This is a genomic window from Microcoleus sp. AS-A8 (assembly GCA_039962225.1).
Classification (GTDB): domain Bacteria; phylum Cyanobacteriota; class Cyanobacteriia; order Cyanobacteriales; family Coleofasciculaceae; genus Allocoleopsis.
Map to the genome: position 1 here is coordinate 47,490 of JAMPKV010000015.1, position 20,254 is coordinate 67,743.

The 20,254-nt window shown below is 45.9% G+C and carries 14 protein-coding genes; 5 read left to right on the plus strand and 9 right to left on the minus strand.

All coding sequences use genetic code 11. From position 1 onward, the window contains the following. Nucleotides 1-29 precede the first annotated feature (29 nt). Nucleotides 30-5,138: a hypothetical protein gene (locus NDI48_22220; GenBank protein MEP0833884.1), complete on the minus strand. Its 5,109-nt coding sequence runs from the start codon at nucleotides 5,136-5,138 to the stop codon at nucleotides 30-32. Beyond that, nucleotides 5,084-6,445 carry a KAP family NTPase gene (locus tag NDI48_22225; GenBank protein MEP0833885.1) on the minus strand — a complete coding sequence of 454 codons (1,362 nt, stop codon included), beginning with the start codon at nucleotides 6,443-6,445 and terminating at the stop codon, nucleotides 5,084-5,086. The genes NDI48_22220 and NDI48_22225 overlap by 55 nt, the downstream gene beginning before the upstream one ends. Before the next feature lie 912 nt (nucleotides 6,446-7,357). Here NDI48_22225 and NDI48_22230 point away from each other — a divergent pair. Next, nucleotides 7,358-8,608: an AAA family ATPase gene (locus NDI48_22230; protein ID MEP0833886.1), complete on the plus strand. Its 1,251-nt coding sequence runs from the start codon at nucleotides 7,358-7,360 to the stop codon at nucleotides 8,606-8,608. Continuing rightward, nucleotides 8,586-9,170 (plus strand): hypothetical protein, encoded by a 585-nt coding sequence (locus NDI48_22235; GenBank protein MEP0833887.1) that lies wholly within the window; start codon nucleotides 8,586-8,588, stop codon nucleotides 9,168-9,170. Before NDI48_22230 ends, NDI48_22235 begins: the two co-directional genes overlap by 23 nt. Nucleotides 9,171-9,203: 33 nt before the next feature. Here NDI48_22235 and NDI48_22240 read toward each other — a convergent pair whose 3' ends face one another. Further along, nucleotides 9,204-9,416 carry a helix-turn-helix domain-containing protein gene (locus NDI48_22240; protein ID MEP0833888.1) on the minus strand — a complete coding sequence of 71 codons (213 nt, stop codon included), beginning with the start codon at nucleotides 9,414-9,416 and terminating at the stop codon, nucleotides 9,204-9,206. Nucleotides 9,417-9,567: 151 nt separating this feature from the next. Between NDI48_22240 and NDI48_22245 the strand changes: the two genes are divergently transcribed. Continuing rightward, nucleotides 9,568-10,050: a hypothetical protein gene (locus NDI48_22245; GenBank protein MEP0833889.1), complete on the plus strand. Its 483-nt coding sequence runs from the start codon at nucleotides 9,568-9,570 to the stop codon at nucleotides 10,048-10,050. A gap of 108 nt (nucleotides 10,051-10,158) precedes the next feature. Beyond that, on the plus strand, nucleotides 10,159-11,772 hold the full coding sequence (locus tag NDI48_22250) for a HEAT repeat domain-containing protein (GenBank protein MEP0833890.1): 1,614 nt from the start codon (nucleotides 10,159-10,161) through the stop codon (nucleotides 11,770-11,772). 281 nt (nucleotides 11,773-12,053) lie between these two features. Here NDI48_22250 and NDI48_22255 read toward each other — a convergent pair whose 3' ends face one another. From NDI48_22255 to NDI48_22275, 5 genes are all read right to left on the minus strand, one after another. Further along, nucleotides 12,054-12,833, minus strand: a complete 780-nt coding sequence (locus NDI48_22255) for a hypothetical protein (GenBank protein MEP0833891.1) — start codon at nucleotides 12,831-12,833, stop codon at nucleotides 12,054-12,056. A gap of 87 nt (nucleotides 12,834-12,920) precedes the next feature. Beyond that, nucleotides 12,921-13,346, minus strand: a complete 426-nt coding sequence (locus NDI48_22260; GenBank protein MEP0833892.1) for a hypothetical protein — start codon at nucleotides 13,344-13,346, stop codon at nucleotides 12,921-12,923. An 85-nt stretch (nucleotides 13,347-13,431) separates the two neighbouring features. Continuing rightward, on the minus strand, nucleotides 13,432-15,411 hold the full coding sequence (locus tag NDI48_22265; GenBank protein MEP0833893.1) for an FHA domain-containing protein: 1,980 nt from the start codon (nucleotides 15,409-15,411) through the stop codon (nucleotides 13,432-13,434). Between the two features lie 11 nt (nucleotides 15,412-15,422). Beyond that, entirely contained in the window at nucleotides 15,423-15,968 is a 546-nt protein-coding gene (locus NDI48_22270; protein MEP0833894.1) for an FHA domain-containing protein, read from the minus strand. Nucleotides 15,969-16,192: 224 nt separating this feature from the next. Further along, nucleotides 16,193-18,352, minus strand: coding sequence for an NB-ARC domain-containing protein (locus NDI48_22275; protein MEP0833895.1), 2,160 nt, complete (start codon nucleotides 18,350-18,352; stop codon nucleotides 16,193-16,195). 173 nt (nucleotides 18,353-18,525) lie between these two features. Between NDI48_22275 and NDI48_22280 the strand changes: the two genes are divergently transcribed. Next, the gene (locus NDI48_22280) at nucleotides 18,526-19,530 is read left to right on the plus strand and encodes a histidine decarboxylase (protein ID MEP0833896.1); all 1,005 of its coding nucleotides are present in this window, start codon (nucleotides 18,526-18,528) and stop codon (nucleotides 19,528-19,530) included. On the opposite strand, the gene NDI48_22285 is transcribed toward NDI48_22280, so the two are convergent. Then, nucleotides 19,478-20,254, minus strand: coding sequence for a WD40 repeat domain-containing protein (locus NDI48_22285; GenBank protein ID MEP0833897.1), 777 nt, complete (start codon nucleotides 20,252-20,254; stop codon nucleotides 19,478-19,480). The two genes, NDI48_22280 and NDI48_22285, sit on opposite strands and share 53 nt — an antisense overlap.

The window sequence follows — 20,254 nt, forward strand, 5'->3', positions numbered from 1 at the left end:
GCCTTCTGCCTTTTGCCTTCTGCTATACCTCAAGGTTTTGGCAGAAATTCACTAGAAACCCCTTGAATCCCCTCACACAAACCACGAGAGTCCCCAGAAATTGCTGAAGTTCCTAACCCCGCCGCGTCAACACTATCCGGCACTCCTACGCTAATCGCATCGCTAATACGGAGACGGTTGGGATTCTTCAGATAATCATGCAGCCAAGTACAACCCTGCTGGAGCAAATCCTCCAAATCCAAATTCCACAGAATTACACTTGTATCTGCACTAGCCGAAGCTAACCACCTGCCATCTGGACTAAAACTCACCCCATAAACCTCAGCGCTGTGACCCTGCAACGTCTTAATCAAATTGCCGTCCCGACTCCAAAGATTCACCTTTCTATCTTCACTGGCGGAAGCAATTAACTTCCCATCGGGGCTGAAACTTACCCCATTAACGGCACCATTATGTCCCTTCAAGGACAGGATTGGCTGTTCCTTACGACTCCAACTGTCCCACTTCCAGAGGTTGACGGTTCCATCACTACTCGCCGAAGCCATCAACTTCCCATCAGGACTAAAACTCACCCAATTGACAGCATCATTATGTCCCTTCAACGTCGTCAGCAACTTACCGTCATTGCGCTGCCATAGTTTCACGGTTTTGTCTTCGCTAGCAGAAGCGATTAACTTCCCATCAGGACTGAAACTCACGCCCCTCACGTCACTATCATGACCGGTTAACGTTTGCTGAAAAGAGCCATCCGCTTTCCAAAGCTTCACCGTATTATCAGCACTACTAGAGGCAATGAACTCACCGTCGGGACTAAAACTTACACTCGTCACCGCCTCCTCATGCCCGACTAAGGTGTTCAGCAACGTGCCATCCGCTTTCCAAAGCTTCACCGTTTTGTCGTCACTGGCTGTAGCCAGAGTCTTGCCGTCGGGCGTCCAACTCACATGATTGACGGTATCCTGATGCGCCTGAAAACTGACGAGTAATCGACCATCTTGATGCCAAAGTTTTACCGTTTTATCGTCACTGGCTGTGGCAATTGTCTTGCCGTCGGGCGTCCAACTCACATGATTGACGCTATCGCTATGACCCTTGAGGGTTTTAAGTGAGCGGCTCTTGATGTACCACAGTTTAATAGTATTGTCGGCACTGGCACTCGCCAGAGTCTGACCCTGGGGACTGAAGCTCACTCCTTGAACCAAATTCCCATGCCCTTTCAGGGTTTCTATCAAGGTGCCGTCCCGACGCCAGAGTTTAACCGTGTTATCCGCACTGGCACTCGCCAACATCTGACCATCGCGGCTGAACGTGACATTGACCACCCAATTATTATGTCCCCTCAAGGTTTGCATCCGAACACCGTCACGACGCCAGAGTCTAACGGTTCTGTCGGCACTCGAACTCGCTAGCACCTGGCTATCTGGACTAAAACTGACACTCATCACGGCGGCATCATGAGCCTTCCAGCTTTTGAGGAAAGTGCCATCCCGACGCCAGAGGGTGATAGTCTGATCTTTACTCGCAGAGGCAATTAGCTGACCATCCGGGCTGAAACTCACCCCCATCACCCGATCCGTATGTCCGGTTAGGGTTTTCAGCAACACACCATTCGTGTTCCAGAGTTTCACCGTGCCGTCCCAACTGGCAGAAGCCATGATGGTGTTGTCGGGGCTAAAACTCACCATCGAGACGGGAGCGGTATGACCGTTCAAGGTGTTGAGTAGGACACCGTCACTCCGCCACAACTTGACGGTTGTATCTTCACTGGCAGAGGCGATTAGCTTACCATTTGGGCTAAAACTGACGCTATACACCCCAGCCTGATGACCCGGTAAGTTTTTCACGAAGGTGCCATCTGCTTGCCACAGTTTGAGCGTGGTATCCTTACTGCCTGAAACCAGGAGTTGACCGTCAGGACTCCAACTCACGCTACTCACCCAATCGGTATGCCCCTCCAAGCGGTTGTACTCTCTCACCCCATACACTGTCTGCTGTAGAGCCGTAATCACTCGTGTCCGAGTTTCCGCCGTTGCCCCTAAAGACCGTTTCAAATCTCGACCGGCGCGGATACTTTTGAGCAAGGCATCAAACGGTCGGTTCGTGGCTACGAGTGCTTCTGAGGAAGCACTCAACGCATTGAGCTGGGCATTCGTTTCGCCAATTACGGCGCGTAACCCCAATCCTAGGGCAATGATTGTAATCGTGAAAAGCGCGAGGCCAACGTAACGTGCTTCTCGCAGACTTTTTTTCAGGACTTGATTGAGTTGTTCCTCAGTTTTCCGCTGTTTGGCTGTGGCTTGTGCGAGTTTGCCTCGCAGTTCTTTTTCTCTGAGTTCGGCGCGCAGTTGTTCAATCTCACTTTGACTGAGTTTGTCTTTTTGGCGGAGTTCCTCTAATTCATTTTGGATTCTTAATTGCTTCTTTTGGCGGATAAATTCGACTAAATAATCATGTATTAGTTGATAGCGGTTAGCTGGAACTTCGGGCAACAAAAAAACTAAACCCGATTTCTCTAAAATTTCTAAAATTAAATCAAGTTGTTCAGATTCAATAGCTGATTCGGCGGCTAATTCAGCACGGGTTTTCAGCGGACGATTGTCATTTTCATCGGTGAGTAAGTGCAGCACCAGCCAGGCCGCATATTCATTTTCCGGCCCACAATCTTGAATCGCTTTTTCTAAAAATCGCTCAACCAGCCTTTGCTTCGGACCCGATTGTCGATACCGCTCCAGGGTGGTAATGTTCTCCTCTTGCAGTTGTGCACCGACCACTTGTAACTCAATGGGACGAACGGCACCCAATCCGTCTGCTAAATCCTGCACTAATTCATCAATGAGCGAGGATTCTAAATAAAAATGAGCCCGCTCTGTTAAACTTTGGATGACGGCACGGGCATCTTCTAAAGAAAAGTTTCCTAAAGGATAACGAATGGATCGGTCTAGAATGTTATTATTAATAACTTCTAGTTCGTTGACTTGTTCAATTTCTAATAAATAATGCAGGTAATCTTCCCGAAGGGAAAGAATAACTTTCACAAAAGGAATATTGAGACAAGCATTTAAGAAATCATAAAACAGGAAGCGCTGGAAGATAGTAGAAACAAAGAAAAATTCTTCAAATTGATCGAAGATCAGAATTGTTAATAAGTTATGTTCGGCGTTTTGTCGTAACTTTTCGAGGATGGTTTGGATGGTTTGTTGAGCATCTTGACGGGGTTTTAAGCGCAAGTTAATCGGTTGCTCAACGGCATTGTTGTCAAAGTCATAAAGCGCTTGAGCCAAAGCGTTTCTCAGTTCCCCGATCCAATCGGTGTAATAGGGGGGGACTATCGGCAATGCCATGCGATCGCCCAATGAGCGGTGTTTCAACGCTGGGATTAACCCTGCCATCACAATTGAACTCTTCCCCACCCCAGATTGACCATGAATCACGGTCAATTTCTGGTCTGATCGCGTCATCCGTTCAATTAAGCGTTGCACATCGTGCTTGCGCCCAGATGCTTCAATTTCCTGAGCCACAATCTCTTGTTGCTCGACAGGTGCCAAGGTGGGGTTTGTTAAAGGTCTGCGGGGCTGGAGACGAGCCGCACCAATAAAGGCTCTAAAGCCATACAACTGCTCAACCGCCCGTTGTTCTTGCTTAACCTGAAAGGCTTCTAAGTATCGACCTTGCTCAAAATAAAGGTGACGCAGTCCTTCGAGTAAGTGCAGGTAACGCTGGGGTTCGTAGTGATGCTCACTGGCTGTGATCGCCTGTTGCAGTCCCACACTGGCGACTTCCAGGTGCCGCCCTGCTTCCTCCAGTTGACCCAGTTGGCGCAGCGCTTGCACCAAAAATAATAAATATAACTGGGCGAGTAAGAATCGGTGTAAGCCCTGATTCTGACTCGGCGGAGCACTGACTTCGGCCAAAATGGAGATGGCTTGTTGAGCATAGTTGTTCGCTTGGGCCCACTGCGACTGCCGGATTGCTACCTGCGCCAGAAAGCCGTAATCCTGAGCCAGTTGTGCCTTGGAACCATAAGTTTGATGTAATTTCAGAGACTTGTGCGCCACCTGTTTGAGCACATCCCAAGCTTCTAGGCGTTCAAGCACCTCCGCCAGTTGAGTGATAAACTGAGCCACTAAATCGGAACGTTTGGCCTGCTCAAACGCCTCCACACATTGCTGAAGATAAGGCCATGCTTCTTCTAAGTTGCGGTGTCGTTGCGTCCGATGCAAGTCACCCTGGCGGCAATAACATAAGCCCAGATGAAACAACAGGACTCCCTGCCGTTCTAAATGATGGCTGGCACGCCAAAACCGCAAGCTTTTTTGGTAACGAGCGCTCGCAGAATCAATCAGGTCGCTGGCATAATCATATTGTCCCAGGACGAATTCTAAACCCGCTTGTAATTCGGGTTCGATTACTTGTCCGCGACATTGCAAATCTTTGAGGGCAGAATCGAGTTCGAGGCGCGATCGGCAATCGGTGGCTAGATTCAGGAAGGAATGATGTGTACAAATCCGCCAAGGTGCATATCGACCCGAACCCCCATGTAACACGGTTTTGAACAGGGAATTTGCCTTTTGGCGCAGGAAATCAATTAACTCGCTGGTGGCAATTTCAAACTTAATCGGCGTGGCAGCCCAACTGGCAAAATCCGGGGCAAACCGTACCAGTTTTTGCAGCACCTCATCATTCACCCACAAGATTAAAGGAAAAGGAAGTCGTTTGCGAAACTCATCTCGCACTTGATTGGTAGAAGTGAGTAAGTCTTCAAGCGCGTCTACAGACTCTAGTCCCAGGATGAAGAGGGCGGGGGGAGTGGGAGAGGGGGGGAGTGATTCCGCTTGTGTGTCTTTCGGATTCCCTTGTCCCCCTGCTTTTTGTCCCGTCTCTAGTCCGCCGTGACTATAAACTTGGATTGTGGTGTAAAGCGTTGTTACTGATGTCGGGAGTTCTAACTGACGAATCTCGTAGCGGTTCTCGGAAAGTTCTTGCAGTTGACGCAGGATGCGCTCTCGCAGGCGCTTATAGTTACAGCGCACTAACACCAGGGAAAATTCGCCTTCGGAAAATGCGATCGCGCGATCGAGCGCTGTTAAGGAGCGTTCGTTGTATACCGCAACCTCTGATGGTCGTTGTGTTTCAACCATAATTTAAATTGCTGCGTCTCTGCTAAAGCCGGATTGAGTCCAAACCACGTTCCATCCTTGTCGCGGTATTCAAATACAAACATGCTACGCAACAGGGTTGTGTATTCTGTATCTCCCCGGACGGTTTGATTTTGCACCACCTGAAACAGCAACTTCCACTCATTCTCATCAATAGATGAGGTTAAGTAATCGCGGCTTTCTCGAATCACGCTCTCCAAACACTCACGCGAGATCGGTGGATTTTCATGTCTGAGGCAACCAAACAGCAACCCCATTAAGTTCCGCACATGACCCCCACTAATACGGCACAAGCGGTCTAGTGTATGGTGAGTATCAAACACGGATGTGATCAACTGTAGCTGTTTTTCCGTTGACTCGTTGGGGAAGGCTCTCACCATCACCATCTGCCGTAAAAGCGCCATACCCTCTTCACATTCTGTGCCATCCCGCCGTTGCACCGGCACCATCGGCAAGATTGTGGGAGGGATGCCACCCCCTAAACGATTTTTCAGGGTTTCGCAATCATTGGAGAAGTTCAACGACAGGGGAATCGTATAAACCACATGACAATTGAGTTTTCGCAACTGTTCCCCCCGATCCACAAAAAGATACTCCGGTTGTGTGCGTCCGGAGGGGAGGGTGCGAATATCCAGGCGATCGAGGTTGTCTACAATCACGACTAATCCCGCTTGTCCCCGTCGCTTCAGTTCGGTTGTGGCGCGATCGAGAAGTTCGTTGTTAATGGATTGTAAAATCCCCGCTGTGCGAGGTTCCAAATATTCCCTCAAGCGCCGTCGCAGTTTGGGACTTTCTTTGGTTTTGGCTGTAATTTTGCCAATTCCAATGGATAACTCGGCCTCGGTTTCAAAGTCAATCGGGGTTTGCAAGAAATCGGCAATTTCTGTAAACAAATTGGCAAAGTAACCGGGTTTGAGTTTAATTTTAATTTGCTCCAGACTTTCACTCACCTGACCGGCGATGCTCAGCAAAATATCTGTCACATCCACGTCAGCCATGTCTAAGTCTTGAGACGACTCAAAATAAACCACCAGGAACCCTTCTTGCTCTAACTCGGCTTTTAGTTTGAGCAATTCTGTGGATTTTCCACAACCAATATGTCCTGTAAATAATTGACAGGTTGGCTCATCTGGCGAAATTAGGGTAATCGTTCGCTTCAGTGACTCAATGATTTTTTTGCCTCGGACTGAGGAAAAATCAATATAGTACTGTCGGTCTTCACTCTTCCCCATGACGAGGGGTTTGCTGGGATTACAGGCTCTATAAAATCTCGGTAGATCGAGTCCCATGAGTAGTCATCTTCCTTCTTCAATAGATTTGAGCGTGCCTGTCTTGTTAAGTCCAAGCTAGCTCGATGCAGAAAAAAAGATGCCCCTTTATTTCTTTTTATCTTTACCATCACATAAACCCAGCCACTGACACTCCTTTTTTTTATCGTCTTTCCCTGCTAGGTAAAATGGTGGTGGCTGTTGAGTACCCAGTCTAGCCTGATCAATTTTCTGACTTAGTCTAGATAAGTGCCAATTTTCGAGATGATTAGACCTAACACTTGCTAGGACTTGACCCGATCCCATTAGCAACATCGGCACGATACTGAGACTCAACAATTTGGCGTTCATCCTTTTCCTGCAACTTTCAGCGCAGCTGAGTACATTTCGTATTTCTCAGCCCTTTACTTACCAATATTCCTTTGGTAATGCCGGGACTCAGGATGATTTTGTGATGATTTTGTAAAGATATGGTGTATTTCCATTTGGGAGATGCTAAATTGAAAGATTATTCTAGTTCTTCTTTAAATTAGCAAAACCTCTAGGGAAAGTCTTTGTATTAAGACTCTGCTAGCACTGGCAAAGTGTCCGGTGTTCGGCACTTCTTTGCCCAGCCCAGGTTCATCGCTGCTGAGGCGAAGCTGTCGTGCTTTTAATTTGCACTGGGCGGAGGGGCTTTCCGGCTCATCCTACAAGAGTTTTAAATGTACCGAACACAACTGTTCATCTGGCTTGCCGAGGTGGATGTTGAGATTATCTTGAGCCAGACTAGTGAACGAGTATTCATGACTCCCCTCGTTCGGGTTAGTCGTATGAGGCGCTGCACTATTTTTGTTTAATCTACAATCTCACGATGACAAGTAACCACGAACTAGTCGGCAGAGCATTAGGGCTTCTACATCAGGGTTTGTATCCCTTCATAGAGCGAGAAATGTGTTCAGTTTATGGCGATCGCTGATTATGGAGGCAACGCCCAGTGTACCGAAAGATCCGAATCTGAAGCGCACTGTTACAGAAATTTTGCGGCAGGATGTTTCTGCTCTGCTGTTAGTGATGTGGGATCAATGGAATGATGTCTTCCGAAGAACTCTCAGTCCTGATGAACGTGCCTTGGTTAGACAACTACGCACTACCCGCAACAACTGGGCACACAATCATACATTCTCTGAGAAAGAGACTTTTCGTGCCCTTGACAGAATGGAGGAACTTCTCCGCGCAATCGATGCCTCTGAACAAGCAGACATAATTCTTAAATGGATTGAAAATCCACCACCACCGCCGCCACCTCCTTCCCAAATGCGTACAATTGCGATTCATGCAGCCAAGGGAGGCGTTGGTAAAACTACTTTAGTCGTGAATCTTGCCTATGAACTCGCAAAAAAGGGTAAACGGGTTTTAGTTGTTGACCTGGATGATTCAGCCAATACCAGTCTATTGTTAGGAGTTAACAAAGCTGATCTAATTGAGCAGGCTAATGATTTAGAAGAAATTGAGCAGGTTTTACATTCTTTTGGTAATAGACCCGAACTGATAGATTTTTTGATAGAATCGGCTGGAAAAGATTTTAAGGCGAACAAGTACATACACTCCAGTTCGTTTAACAACTATTTGAATAACCAGGGTACACTCGACGTAATACCTAGCAGTTATAGAACTAAAGTTCAGGAATTACTGATTAGTACTCATCCAAGGAAAAGACTGGACTGGGGGCTTAAATGTCTGACAGGTCAGTACGATTTTGTCATCATTGATACACCTCCTACTAAAGATGTCATTAGCGATAACGGACTGTATGCTGCTCAATATTTGTTAATTCCATCTCAGATGGAATACCTTTCCATTTATGGAATATTTGAGCCACTAAGAAGGTCAAAATTAATTCAAGAACAGACAAACCAAAAGGGAGGTAATATTCTTGGTATCGTACCGATGATGACAGATGCTAAACTTGTCCTTCACAAAAGAATCAAAAAACTCGTAGAAAACACGTTTCCTGATATTAAAGTCTTTTCGGATGTCAAGCGTTTCACCCATGTAGGAATGGCTTTATCCTCTCGCCAACCCGTATCGGTGTATTCTAAGCAAAATAACCAAGTTCCTAGTGAGATCGGGAATATGTTCTCAGAAATTACCGAAGAATTGTTGAAAGAAATTCAAGTAATTGAAAGTAAGAAAACTAAATAATATGGCTGAATTATACGATGAGATTGAAACTAGACCCTATCTTCTCTATCTGAATCAAATCAATCTCCCTGAAGCAAGTTCGGAGCTTCCAGAAGCTGAGATTAATAATATTGCTGAAGGTTTGGGAAAGAAGGGAATTAACTTTGCTCTTCCTTTAGTTTGCCTTACTGAGGAAGAAGACCAGTATCAGTTACTAACTGGACTGCCAATCTATAAAGCGGCTGAGGCGGCTGAGGTTCCGAAGATTTGGGTATTTCTTATTGCAGCAAAGCAACCAGAGGCAGAGGAAACTGTTGAACAAGCTATTTTGCAGTCAAGGCACAATCAGAGAGTAGGAAAGACTCCAGATGAGCCTTCAGTTCCTAAAAAAGACTTCTTAGAGTTTGTTAATGATGAAAACTCTGACCTTACTTTAATTTCTGGAATTGGCAAAACCTCTGCTAAACGGATTGCGGATAATCGCCCTTACACGTCTCTGGAAGATATGCAGAAGAAGCTTAGTTCTAAGGCACCTTTGAAGAAGTGGCTAAAAGCATATCAGCAGAATGACAATCTAAAGTAATAGGGGTGGACATCTTGCCCGCCCTTGCTGAGTCTACTCCTGCAAAATCTCAACCAAGTCCTCAATCATCACATCAAACGTCCGTGCCAACTTGTAGATGGCAGTATAGTCTATCATTGCCATTCCCGGAGATCGGGCATAGTGCCTTACCGTACTGTAGACTAGCCCAGAGCGGTCAGATACTTCTTTGAGAGTCCATCCTTTTTCATCTGCAAACTCTCGAATCCGCAACCTCACTAAGCCCATAAATATATTGACAGACGATAAGATTATATCATTAAATAGATAGTCTGAATTTAAAAGCGATCGCCCTCCCAGTCTCGCAAACTCAAGAGCGATCACCACAAAGCCCCACTCAATGGGAAGCATTCACTTCATTAAATGGGAAGCATCTTCCATGGTATCAACACCGAAGGCGAAAACGCCCGTCCTCAGGGAATCAAAAATCAATCATAAGTCACCCATCCTGCACCCACTGGCGCGATTCGTGACAGAAGAGACTGCTTCTACGCTGTTAAATCTAAAACCAGACGAGATTTATCGCATCGACTGCTGGCGGCATGTCGTCTATGTACTGGGCAAGGGTGTAAGTAAGTTTGTCAGTTATGCCGACTTTCCCCCAATTTTAGGAGTCGAGGCACCCACCGATCAAGACTTCGTTCGCTGGCGCAAGCGTTGGCGAAAGCAATGGAAAAGCCTACAGGCACCGACATTTTGGACACAATTTTACCAGCATCACTTCCATCACGCCGCTACAGAATCTCACTTCCTAGCTTGGGGAAAATTAGTCGCCGTCATTAAGACGATATTCTCTGTCGCAGCCGTAGAACAACTGCGAGAAGCCTACAGACACGAGAAGTACTATTGGGAGAACTTTTAGGCATAGTACTTATTGATGAAGTCAGTTGGAAATACAAAACTTTGAGTCAGAGCGATCGCATGTCGTAAGATAATATCACTCAATCATCGCTAAACTCAGGAGCTACTTATGGAAGCATCTCTAATACTGTCAATTATAGCACTCGTCGGAGTCGGCTTAACCTACTGGTTCCTGCAAGAAAAAATCGAAAAGCAGAAGCAACGGTTTCGCAAAAGATTGCAAGAATTAGAAGATAGGCATGAGTCTCGAATTCTTGAAATTATCGAGTCTATGCAAATTAACTATCAGGTGCAATTAAAACAGGCGACTGAGGAATTAAAGCAACAGTTTGAGGCTCGTTTACAGGAAACAATCAACTTTCAGCCAGAAAATGACCAAAATCAGACAATCCAAAAGACTGATGAATTAGAAGAAATCTACCCTGCTAAACTGCAAAATACAATTAATTCATTAAAAGAAAATGATAAAAATCAACTCTTAGAGCAATCTACAGAGAATACTCTTATTGATTCAGAAGACAATCTAAATTTCCCTGTTCTAGAGCCGCCCATTCCGGAAATCCCATCCGTAGAAACCTCTTTTGTTAGTAATTTACAAGGCGATGAGCAGGTAGAACAAGAGGTTGTAGCGCCATTGACTCCGGAAATACAACCCACTCCCCTAGAAATTCCTGCGGTTAGTACTTCTTCAGAAAATTCTGAACTAGGACAAGAAATTTCAGATCCCTGGAGTGAGGAAACGCAACTAACCCCAATAGACACTTTTGTTGAGAGTACTTCTCCAGCGTTTGTTGAGCCAGAACAAGATATTGTCGAGTTGTCCATCCAGGAAACGCAACCAACCCCAATAGAAACTGATGTTGAGAGTACTGCTTCAACGGTTGTTGAGCCAGAACAAGATATTGTCGAGCTGTCCATCCAGGAAACACAACCAACCCCAATAGACACTTTTGTTGAGAGTACTTCTTCAGCGGTTGTTGAGCCAGAACAAGATATTGTCGAGTTGTCCATCCAGGAAACACAACCAACACAGATAGAAACCTCTATTGAGAGTACTTCTTCAGCGGTTGTTGAGCCAGAACAAGATATTGTCGAGTTGTCCATCCAGGAAACACAACCAACACAGATAGAAACCTCTCCCTTTAGTATTTTCCCCGAAAATATTGAACTCGAAGAGGAGCTTCGTGCCCAGTCCAATCAGGAAATTCAACAGGAAATCGATCAAGCACTAAGAGAACTCATTTCTGTGATTACTCCTCTAACAGATTCTGAGGATACGGCTCAAAGTGTCAACCCAACTACCAGCCAAAAAGCGCAAGATATCACTGAAAAAATAATAGCAATGGGAAAATCAAGTCAAGTTGCTTATATTCCCAAACTAACTGAGTACGTTAATCATTCCGATAGCCGTATTCGAGAATTAGTTGCATCATCATTAGGTAACATTGCGGCTATCCAAAGCCAGAAACCAGAAGTTCAAAGAGCAATCCATCTATTAGGAAAATTAAGCCGCTCTCCAGAACCGTCTGTGCGTCAGTCTGCTGTTGAAGCTCTCGGAAAGATTAAGAGTGAGTCCGTGATACCCTATCTCAAACAGGCATTGCGCGATTCAGCTCCCAATGTAGTTAAATTAGCTAGTACGGCCATCAGTAAATTTAAGTTTTATCCCATCAATCAAGGAACTAAACAAACTAAAATGCCTGCAAAAATACTCAAGCGTTAGATTAGATTACTGTAGGCCATTTTTATAGCAATTCTCAATTTTGTGTATATAGAGTGAGGGCACGACATGTCGTGCCCCTACATGATTGCTGTATTCCATCCAAGTCAGAACCGCTATATAGCAATCCTATTTGATTTGTGAGAAGTTTTAATAAACCACACAGGCACAGAGAACACAGAGAGAGTTAAGAGGAGAATGTTTTTATCTCATAAATGATTGAGGAGTGCTATAGTACCGATTACAGATATATGCCCAGTGATAGCAAGACTATAATTTCTCAATTAATCCAATAATCGAGCAATCCAAACAGTAACTATAGTTAAAATAGAAACACTACAAAATCCCCACAAAGCTGCACTTTTCCAGGTAGAACCAAATCCAAGAATGTAATGTGATATAACGCCTCCTGAGCTCCCAACAAGGATGCCCATTAAAATAGCTAAAATGATTGATACAGCTAGGGTTTCTTGATTGTTCCTTGATTGCCTTATGCGAAAATTCTTTGTTTGTCTCTTTTTATTAATAATTTGATTAATTTGTTCTTTTTTCTGCTCTCGTTTCTCTTCTTCTTGTCTCTCTGGAGTGTAACAAATCTTGTGAGCATAGAGGGTTTCTGTAACCCAACCCTCTAAAAATTGACGAGGTACTTCTTTGATAGCAACCTCTAATCTTGTGTTTAATGGGAAGTCACAGTAACAGCAAGACGCAAATGAAGGTTTTTCTAACTTTGTCAAAATATGATGTCCACAATTAGGACAATTCACAGAACTGCTTGTATCAAATTCAATCCCGTGTTTGCAGACTGGACAACTTGTTCTTGACCTTCCAATTCGGACTTGACTCACTTGCTTATAACAAGCATGATGAAAAAATCGAACAATATTTGGCTGCTCAGTTTCACCGTAATCTCTGACAAATTTAAGGGCTTCTGAGCGTTTGAAAAATTTACAACAAACCGTACACTTAACCCCAAATGGATACTTGGTTGAGCAACGCGGACATTGGGAAGCTTTAGAGCTAACGGTTCCGCCACATTCAATACACTGTAAGAGAATAGCCATAGGTTTTTGAAGAAGAGAGTCCGCAGCCCGAATAATTCTAATTAGGAAGATTTTAAAATATTTAGCGGTTTAATTGTGCCTGCCAGATTATAGCCATTGCCCACCTTTGAAACGCCACCGGGGAAACACAATCCGCATCAGTGCCTGAGAGGTAATGTAAACTCCCAGCCACACTAAGCTGTAGTGAAAAATAAACCCATTGAGCGGTAATTCTCGCGGTACATTAGGCAAGCCAAATAGCTTCACCACAGCAGCAATAAAAATACTTTCCCAAATTCCAGCCAGTAGTTGAAACGCACCCGGCCAATCCCGATCCCAACGAAACTTCTGGAGGTAGTTATAAAGAACGTCCCACAGTAAACCAAACAGTGCTACATATCCAAGTATCCAGAAGAATTCCGAACTAGCGCCAGAACCGATAATGCCCAAAGAAAAGGGCAATGTGATCAAGACGCCTACTGTAGCCAGTAGTAATAAGCGAGTTTGCCAGCGACCGAATAGAGTAGGAGTCATAACTCAAGGCTGAAGGATTAAGGATTAAGGATGAAAATTTTTGATCCTTCCTAGACTTGACAATTCATACTTCATCCTTTTTGGTTTAGGGGGATTGGTTAGCGACCCATTTTCCCCATTGGAATAAGGAATTAAGTCCATTCAAACGACGGATTCCTGATGCTTTGTTGGTGGTCATCGCATCTACTGCCCTGAGTGCCGCATACTGTAAGCCCAAAAAGCTATCCACAGCCGCATAAGAGCCACCTAATGTAATTGCACCCGCCGCATACATCCGACCCTGTGACACACGCATTTCTACCAATTCAAAATCATTACTCACACTTAGACGCCCCAAAGGATTAAGCGGTAAGTTGTAATGCGTGATCAGGTCGTTGAGGAGAGGACTGGCGGTTACCTTGGCATCCAGTCCTGTGGCATCAATAATAAAGTCGGCTTCTAGACGTATTTGTCCTTTAAAGTCCTTCTCCTGAATGTAACTGATAATCCTACTAGACTCGCGTTCAACCCGTTCGACTTCTCCAAACTCAATTTTGTACCAGCCTAACTTTAACCCTTGCTCGACAATCCACTGCCAATCGTGGCGAAGAGCCGTTGTTGTACCCCCCCAATCGGCGAGTAAGCGTTGTCGCTCATTGGGGTCAGCTTTTTCTAGCATCTCCCGCAGTTCCCCACTCCAGCAAGCTTTGGGCCAGTTGAAGGGTTGAAATTCGTAGTGGTGTTCTACCCGTCGTTGGGAGGTGCCAAATTTGTTGCCTTGGGGTTTGGGCGATCGCATTAAATGCACTAACCGAATATTCGAGTTGCGTAGCCTTGCTTCATACACTCGCTGTACAATCCGCGATGCCACAATCCCACGACCGCGAATCATCACCGTACCGCCATATTCTTCCAAATATTGATAAACGTGGTCATGAAGTTCGTAAGCATTCACTACTGACTTAAAATCTTGGGTTTTCTCCCGATAGGCTTGCAAATCCGGGAGAAACTTAATCGCCGGATAGCCTGTTGCTAAGTGAACGAAACGAGCCACTAAGAAGGCATGGTTACGGTATCCTGTGGTGGTTCGGGAATAGGCGATCGCATAACGTCCATCTGTAGTCTTACGAATCGCCCGAACGCTTCCATAACGAAACATTTGCTCCCAACCAATCCGCTGCACCTCCCGATCCAGGGAAGCAAACACATTCTGGGCGCGAGGCGTGTAGGTTTGGGCAAACGTTGGCTCAGCAAACACCTGCCACAAATAGCCGAATGCTGTCCCCCAATGCCCCCGCACCGCATTGTGCCATGCCTCCCGCACAGCATAACTAGGCCAACCCCAAATATTATCAGGACAAGAATCCGAATTAGACCTTAATCGCTCATGCAGGGGAATTTGGGAATTGAGACAAAGCTGCTTATACCGACTATAGGGCTGTGGAGCAATCCCCAAAGCCGCAATCTGAGAACTCTTCACCCCGGAAATTCTCAATAAATCCGCCCAAACAAAGCTACCCAACCCCGCTCCCACGGTTGCATAATCCACTTCTTCCACCGGTAATCCTGTAGCATGAAGGTCTTGTACAGCCACTTCCAATGCCTGAAACAGGGGTGGAGGAAAATTACGAGTAGTAGTTACCACCGGGATCGCTGGGGGTGGACTCGGATCGGGCAACCCGGTATTCGGGTTAAAGACAATCTGTGAATTCCTGGAAGGGGCAGACAATTGTATCCTCGCACCAAAGGCGATCGTAATTTGGTAAGGCCCAATTTGTAACGAATCGCCATTAGCCAACAACGTGCGCCCATTTGTAGCAACACGCTGACCATTGACAAAAGTACCATTGCGGCTGTTTTGGTCGATGACAACTAACGCGCCACTGTCTGTATCAATCAGCACATGGAAGCGAGAAACCTCAAGACTATTGAGAACCATCCGAGAGACAGGACGCCCTTGAATTTGGGCAGGCATGGCATTGAAGTCGCGCCCCAGTGCAATTGGAATACCCAGCGTCGGTTCTCGCCTCTCTCCGGTGGCGGGGTTATCCCAACTCAACTGAATTCGCAAAGGGGCAGAATTCATCTTTCCTATCCCTAATTACTATTGGGCGACATTAAAACACTAGTCGCTGCTGCCAAAGAGGTGCCACACCATTGACACCCCCACTCCAATCGTTCATAAGGAGAAACTCGATGGCATTTGGGGCACTCCAAACCATAGGAGACAGTACCCGGTGCAGGTTGATTGGCGGCTGCTGGAGGTTGGGGCGGAAGTAGAATGGTTGGCGGAATCCCGTTGTTAGGTTTCTCAAGAGAAATCTCAACGACTTTGAGTTCGAGTTGTCCCAACGCAATGATGCTACCCTGCCTTAAAGGTACCTCCGCGGCGACAATTTGCCTGTCATCTACAACTGGGGGATTCGTATGACGGAGGTTCCGCAGGCAAAAGGTTTGGGATGAAGGATTAAAAAAAATCTCAACATGCAACCCTGAGACAGTGGGGTCAGTCAAAATGATGTCGCACTCCTCTGGATTACGACCAATCCGAACCGTTCCCGGAGACTTACTAAGCTGTGGGTGACGAATTGTTTCTCGTCTGAGCTGACCAGCTTGGAGCCACTCTAAAGTTAATTCACACATAGCCCTGAATTTTGAACCTTCTAATAAGAACTCCAACTGATAACTTTAGAATTCCCATTACGATTCTGGCTAGCTAAGCACGAGTTGACCATTGTATGGCACGGAACGTAATATGGATTCCCAGGAATACACTGGGATGAGATCACTGAAGGGGTGATTCATCAAGCCTTCAGGCCATCCCTCCTGAAACTATGTGCAAGTCTTTTTGCCATTGCTGGCCTATCTCAATCATCCACTGCCCCTAGTGCTTTCAGCGTCGCTTTCTGGGCATCCGTCAAACCTGTAACGCCTGTAATGTTCATGCCTTCGTAGGGTTTGGGGACTGGTAGCGTTTTTAGGCAATCACCTGTCTTTGCATCCCAAAGCTTAATCGTCTCATCTTGGCTGGCACTGGCTATGCTGTGACCATCCGGACTGAAGGCAACTGACCAAACCCAATTGTCGTGTCCCTGGAGAACTTTCAGCCATTCACCAGTACTAACCTCCCACAACCTCACTGTTTGGTCGTGACTGCCACTTATCAGCCTCGTGCCATCAGGACTGAACATCACTGAGACCACCATGCTGTCGTGTCCCTCCATAGCACCAGCAAAATTTACACCAGATAGAGTTGCATCTTGCACGTAAGCTTGCCAAACTGTCAAACTAGAAAAATCCCAACCACTTAAATCTATCTGCATCTGCCGCAGGAGATTAATTACATTCCCAGCGACATAACCCGTTTCTCGTGTTCGCTTTTCTCGCACAGATGCGAGAATTAGATTGAGTTTATCTTCTAGAACTTGGTTGTTTTCAAAAGTAGAGATTAGCCGCTCGGCAAGGGGTTTTAGGATAAGGCGAACTTGCGTGTCTCTCACGTAGTCTTTCGCTTGAGCTTTTAGCAAGGCATGGCTCTTAAAAAGGGTTATTTGGGCGGTAATTATCTCGTGGCAAACTTGTTCAATGAACTGGTCTATCATGTATTGCATGACGACGGGTTGCTGGGTGAAGCCGTCTGAGTTTTTTTCACTAGATGTAGGCGCAGCCTTTTCGATTAGAGAGCGCCTTACAAGAGAAGTTAGTGTTTCTAGGAGTTCAGTTGGCGATATTTTTTTGGCTAAATCTTGTTGTAATTGTAAGAAAGAAACTGGTTCTCGATTGATAGCAATCCAATACATCAGCTCTTTTTCGGGAGCGGATAGGCGATTGAACTGTTGGTCTAAGAGATTGCGAATATCATCAAAAACTAATATATCTTGATTTAATAAATCTAAAAAACTAGAAACACTACCCTCAAATAAATCTCGAATGGTTGGAGCTAGCCTTTTTAAGGCTAAGGGATTGCCAGCATAGTGTTCAATCAGTATTTCCCATTCGGATTCTGAACCTGAAAAAGAACCCTTCGCTCCAAAAATTTTCTGTCCTTCTATTGGGGATAAACCCGTTAACTGTAATGAACGAACAGGTAGTGTTTCGCCCTCCTTTAGGGCTAGTTCTTTCAATTTTTCCCGACTGGTTAAAATGAGAGTACTTTTATGAAGTGTTTCCGCCACAGTTTTGAACAGTTGACCATAATCCTCATATCCTTCTCGATATCCCCCTGTGCGTTGGCGTAGCCCGCCGCAGGCATCGCCTTCTCGTAAAATTGATTCAGCATTATCCAGAACGAGCAAACAGCGAGATGCTCGTAAATATTCAAGCAGCCGCAAAACTCTGCCGTATACCGTTTCCGGTAAAGCCGTTTCCTTTTGTTGGGAGAGAAATTGGATCAGATCAGCCAGGAGATCAAGAATGGGTGGAGCATTGCGGAGACTGCGCCAGATGACAAAATCAAATTGCTCCTGGATGCGTTCAGCTATCTTGATGGATAAGGCAGTTTTACCCATGCCACCCATCCCCAATACCATAACTAAGCGGCAGCGTGAAGCGTAGCTATCCCGAAGGGAATCGCTCACAATCCACTGCTGTAGTGTGGTGAGTTCTTTTGTGCGTCCATAGAAAACGGAGACATCGATCGCCTCTCCCCAATCTTGACACCGATTAGCTGTAGCCACCTCAGCAGTAATCAAAGGAGGAATCGCTTCATTTTGAGGCGCTTGAGTATTTCTACCCTGATCAGCAGAAGTACTGTTTGATGGTGCCACGACTACTTGCACCTGTTGTGCCTTTCGCCGCAGGACTGATTGCAGATTATTCTTTGTAACCTTTTCTCCCAGCACCTGACTCAGGAGCTTCCATAACTGGTACCCAATCAACTTGATGTACTCAGCATCATAACCAGCACTCTTAGCCACCTCTGGATAAGAGCGTCCTTCCCAACTTTGCCGAAAGACTAACTCTTGAACATCGTTGAGATGCTGGGGAAGGATAGAGTCTAAGAAAAGGAGTGCTTCGTCAACGCTCATGTATTCCAATCAAGTTAACCCGTCGGTAGATTATCGTTAGCTCGGAGCTTACCCCTCTGGTGTTTCCCTAATGGCTCCAACACAGTAGTTCAAATCGGGGCATTGATGAGCTTTAGGACTTTCCACTGCTTCCGTTTCTCCAGTACACTCTCAATAACTTAGGCGACCCCTATGTGGCTAGCAACTACGGCATTGATTCGAGGGAGTTTGAACAAGCTTGTCTGAAATGGTTTGCTCAGTTGTACGAACTAGACGATCACTGGGGATATGTCAATTCCTGTGGTACAGAAGGCAATTTGTACGGCATTTTTTTGGGGCGGGAACTCTACCCGGATGGGATTGTTTACAGTTCCAGGGATACTCACTACTCCATTGCCAAAGCATCGAGGCTGTTTCGGATACCGCATGTCATCGTCGAGTCTCAGGATAACGGTGAACTCAACTATGAACACCTAGAGTTGAGCTTAAGACAAAATCGCCACCACCCCGCCATCATTAATATCAACCTGGGAACAACGCTCAAAGGTGCAACAGATCGAATCGACCGAGTACTTGATTTACTCGAACAACTCAACATTGATAAATTTCACATTCACTGCGATGGAGCCTTGGGAGGGTTACTACTGCCCTTCATCGAAGACGCACCCAAGATTAGCTTTCAGAAACCCATTGGTAGTATTGCCGTCAGTGGTCACAAGTTTATTGGTTCTCCCATTCCCTGTGGAGTGGTACTAACACGCCGAGAGTACGTCAGGAAGATAGAGCAAGACATTGAGTACATCGGCAGTAAAGATACAACCATTATGGGCAGTCGTAATGGATTGGCTCCCCTGTTTCTCTGGTATGCGATCGCTACTAGAGGCGAGCATTTCAGGGAAGAGGTTAAAGCCTGTGTCAATAACGCTCATTATCTCTACAACTGTTTAGGGAAAATAGACTACTCTGCGATGCTCAACGACTTCTCTACCACTGTAGTTTTGCACAAACCTGATGCAGAAGTATGTCGCAAGTGGCAATTAGCCACCCAAGGAGAGTTAGCACATTTAGTAGTGATGCAGAATATTACGGTCGATTTTATCGACCTGTTCATGAACGATTTGAGAGCTTCTTTAAATCGTAATATCTCTAACGCATCAGCAAATCATCTAATTCAACTGCCCCTAAAGCTTTCAGCGTAGTTTTCTGTACCTGTGTTAAACCCTTAATGCCAGTGATGTTCATTCCCTCGTAGAGTCTCTCACTTTTTAAAGTGTTTTGACACTCACCCGTCTTGACATCCCACAGCTTAATGGTTTCATCTTGACTCCCACTAGCTACGGACTCCCCTTCAGGACTAAACGTAACTGACCCGACTCCGTGGCTATGACCCTGCAACGTTTTCAGGCACCGACCCTCATGGACATCCCACAACCTTAGTGTATGGTCATCACTGCCACTGGCGAGACGTTGACCATCGCGACTAAAGGCAACTGACCACACTCCATTGGTATGTCCCTGCAAAATGTTCAGGCACTCCCCACGAGTCACATCCCACAACCGTACCGTATGATCATCACTGCCACTGGCGAGAAGTTGACCATCAGGACTCCAATGCACTGACCAAACCGCATTGGTATGTCCTTGCAAAATGTTCAGGCACTTCCCGCTAGTGACATCCCACAGCCAGATTTTGCGATCGCCACTGCCACAAGCTAAGGTTTTGCCATCGGGACTAAACGCTACTGACCAAACCCAGTTGGTATGTTCCTGCAAGGTTTGGAGGCACCTCCCCTCGCGGACATCCCACAGTTTGACGGTGCGATCGCTACTAGTGGCTAAGATTTGACCATCCGGGCTAAAGGCTACCGATAGTACCCAGTTAGGATAGTCCTGCAAGGTTTTCAGACATTGACCGCTAGCCAC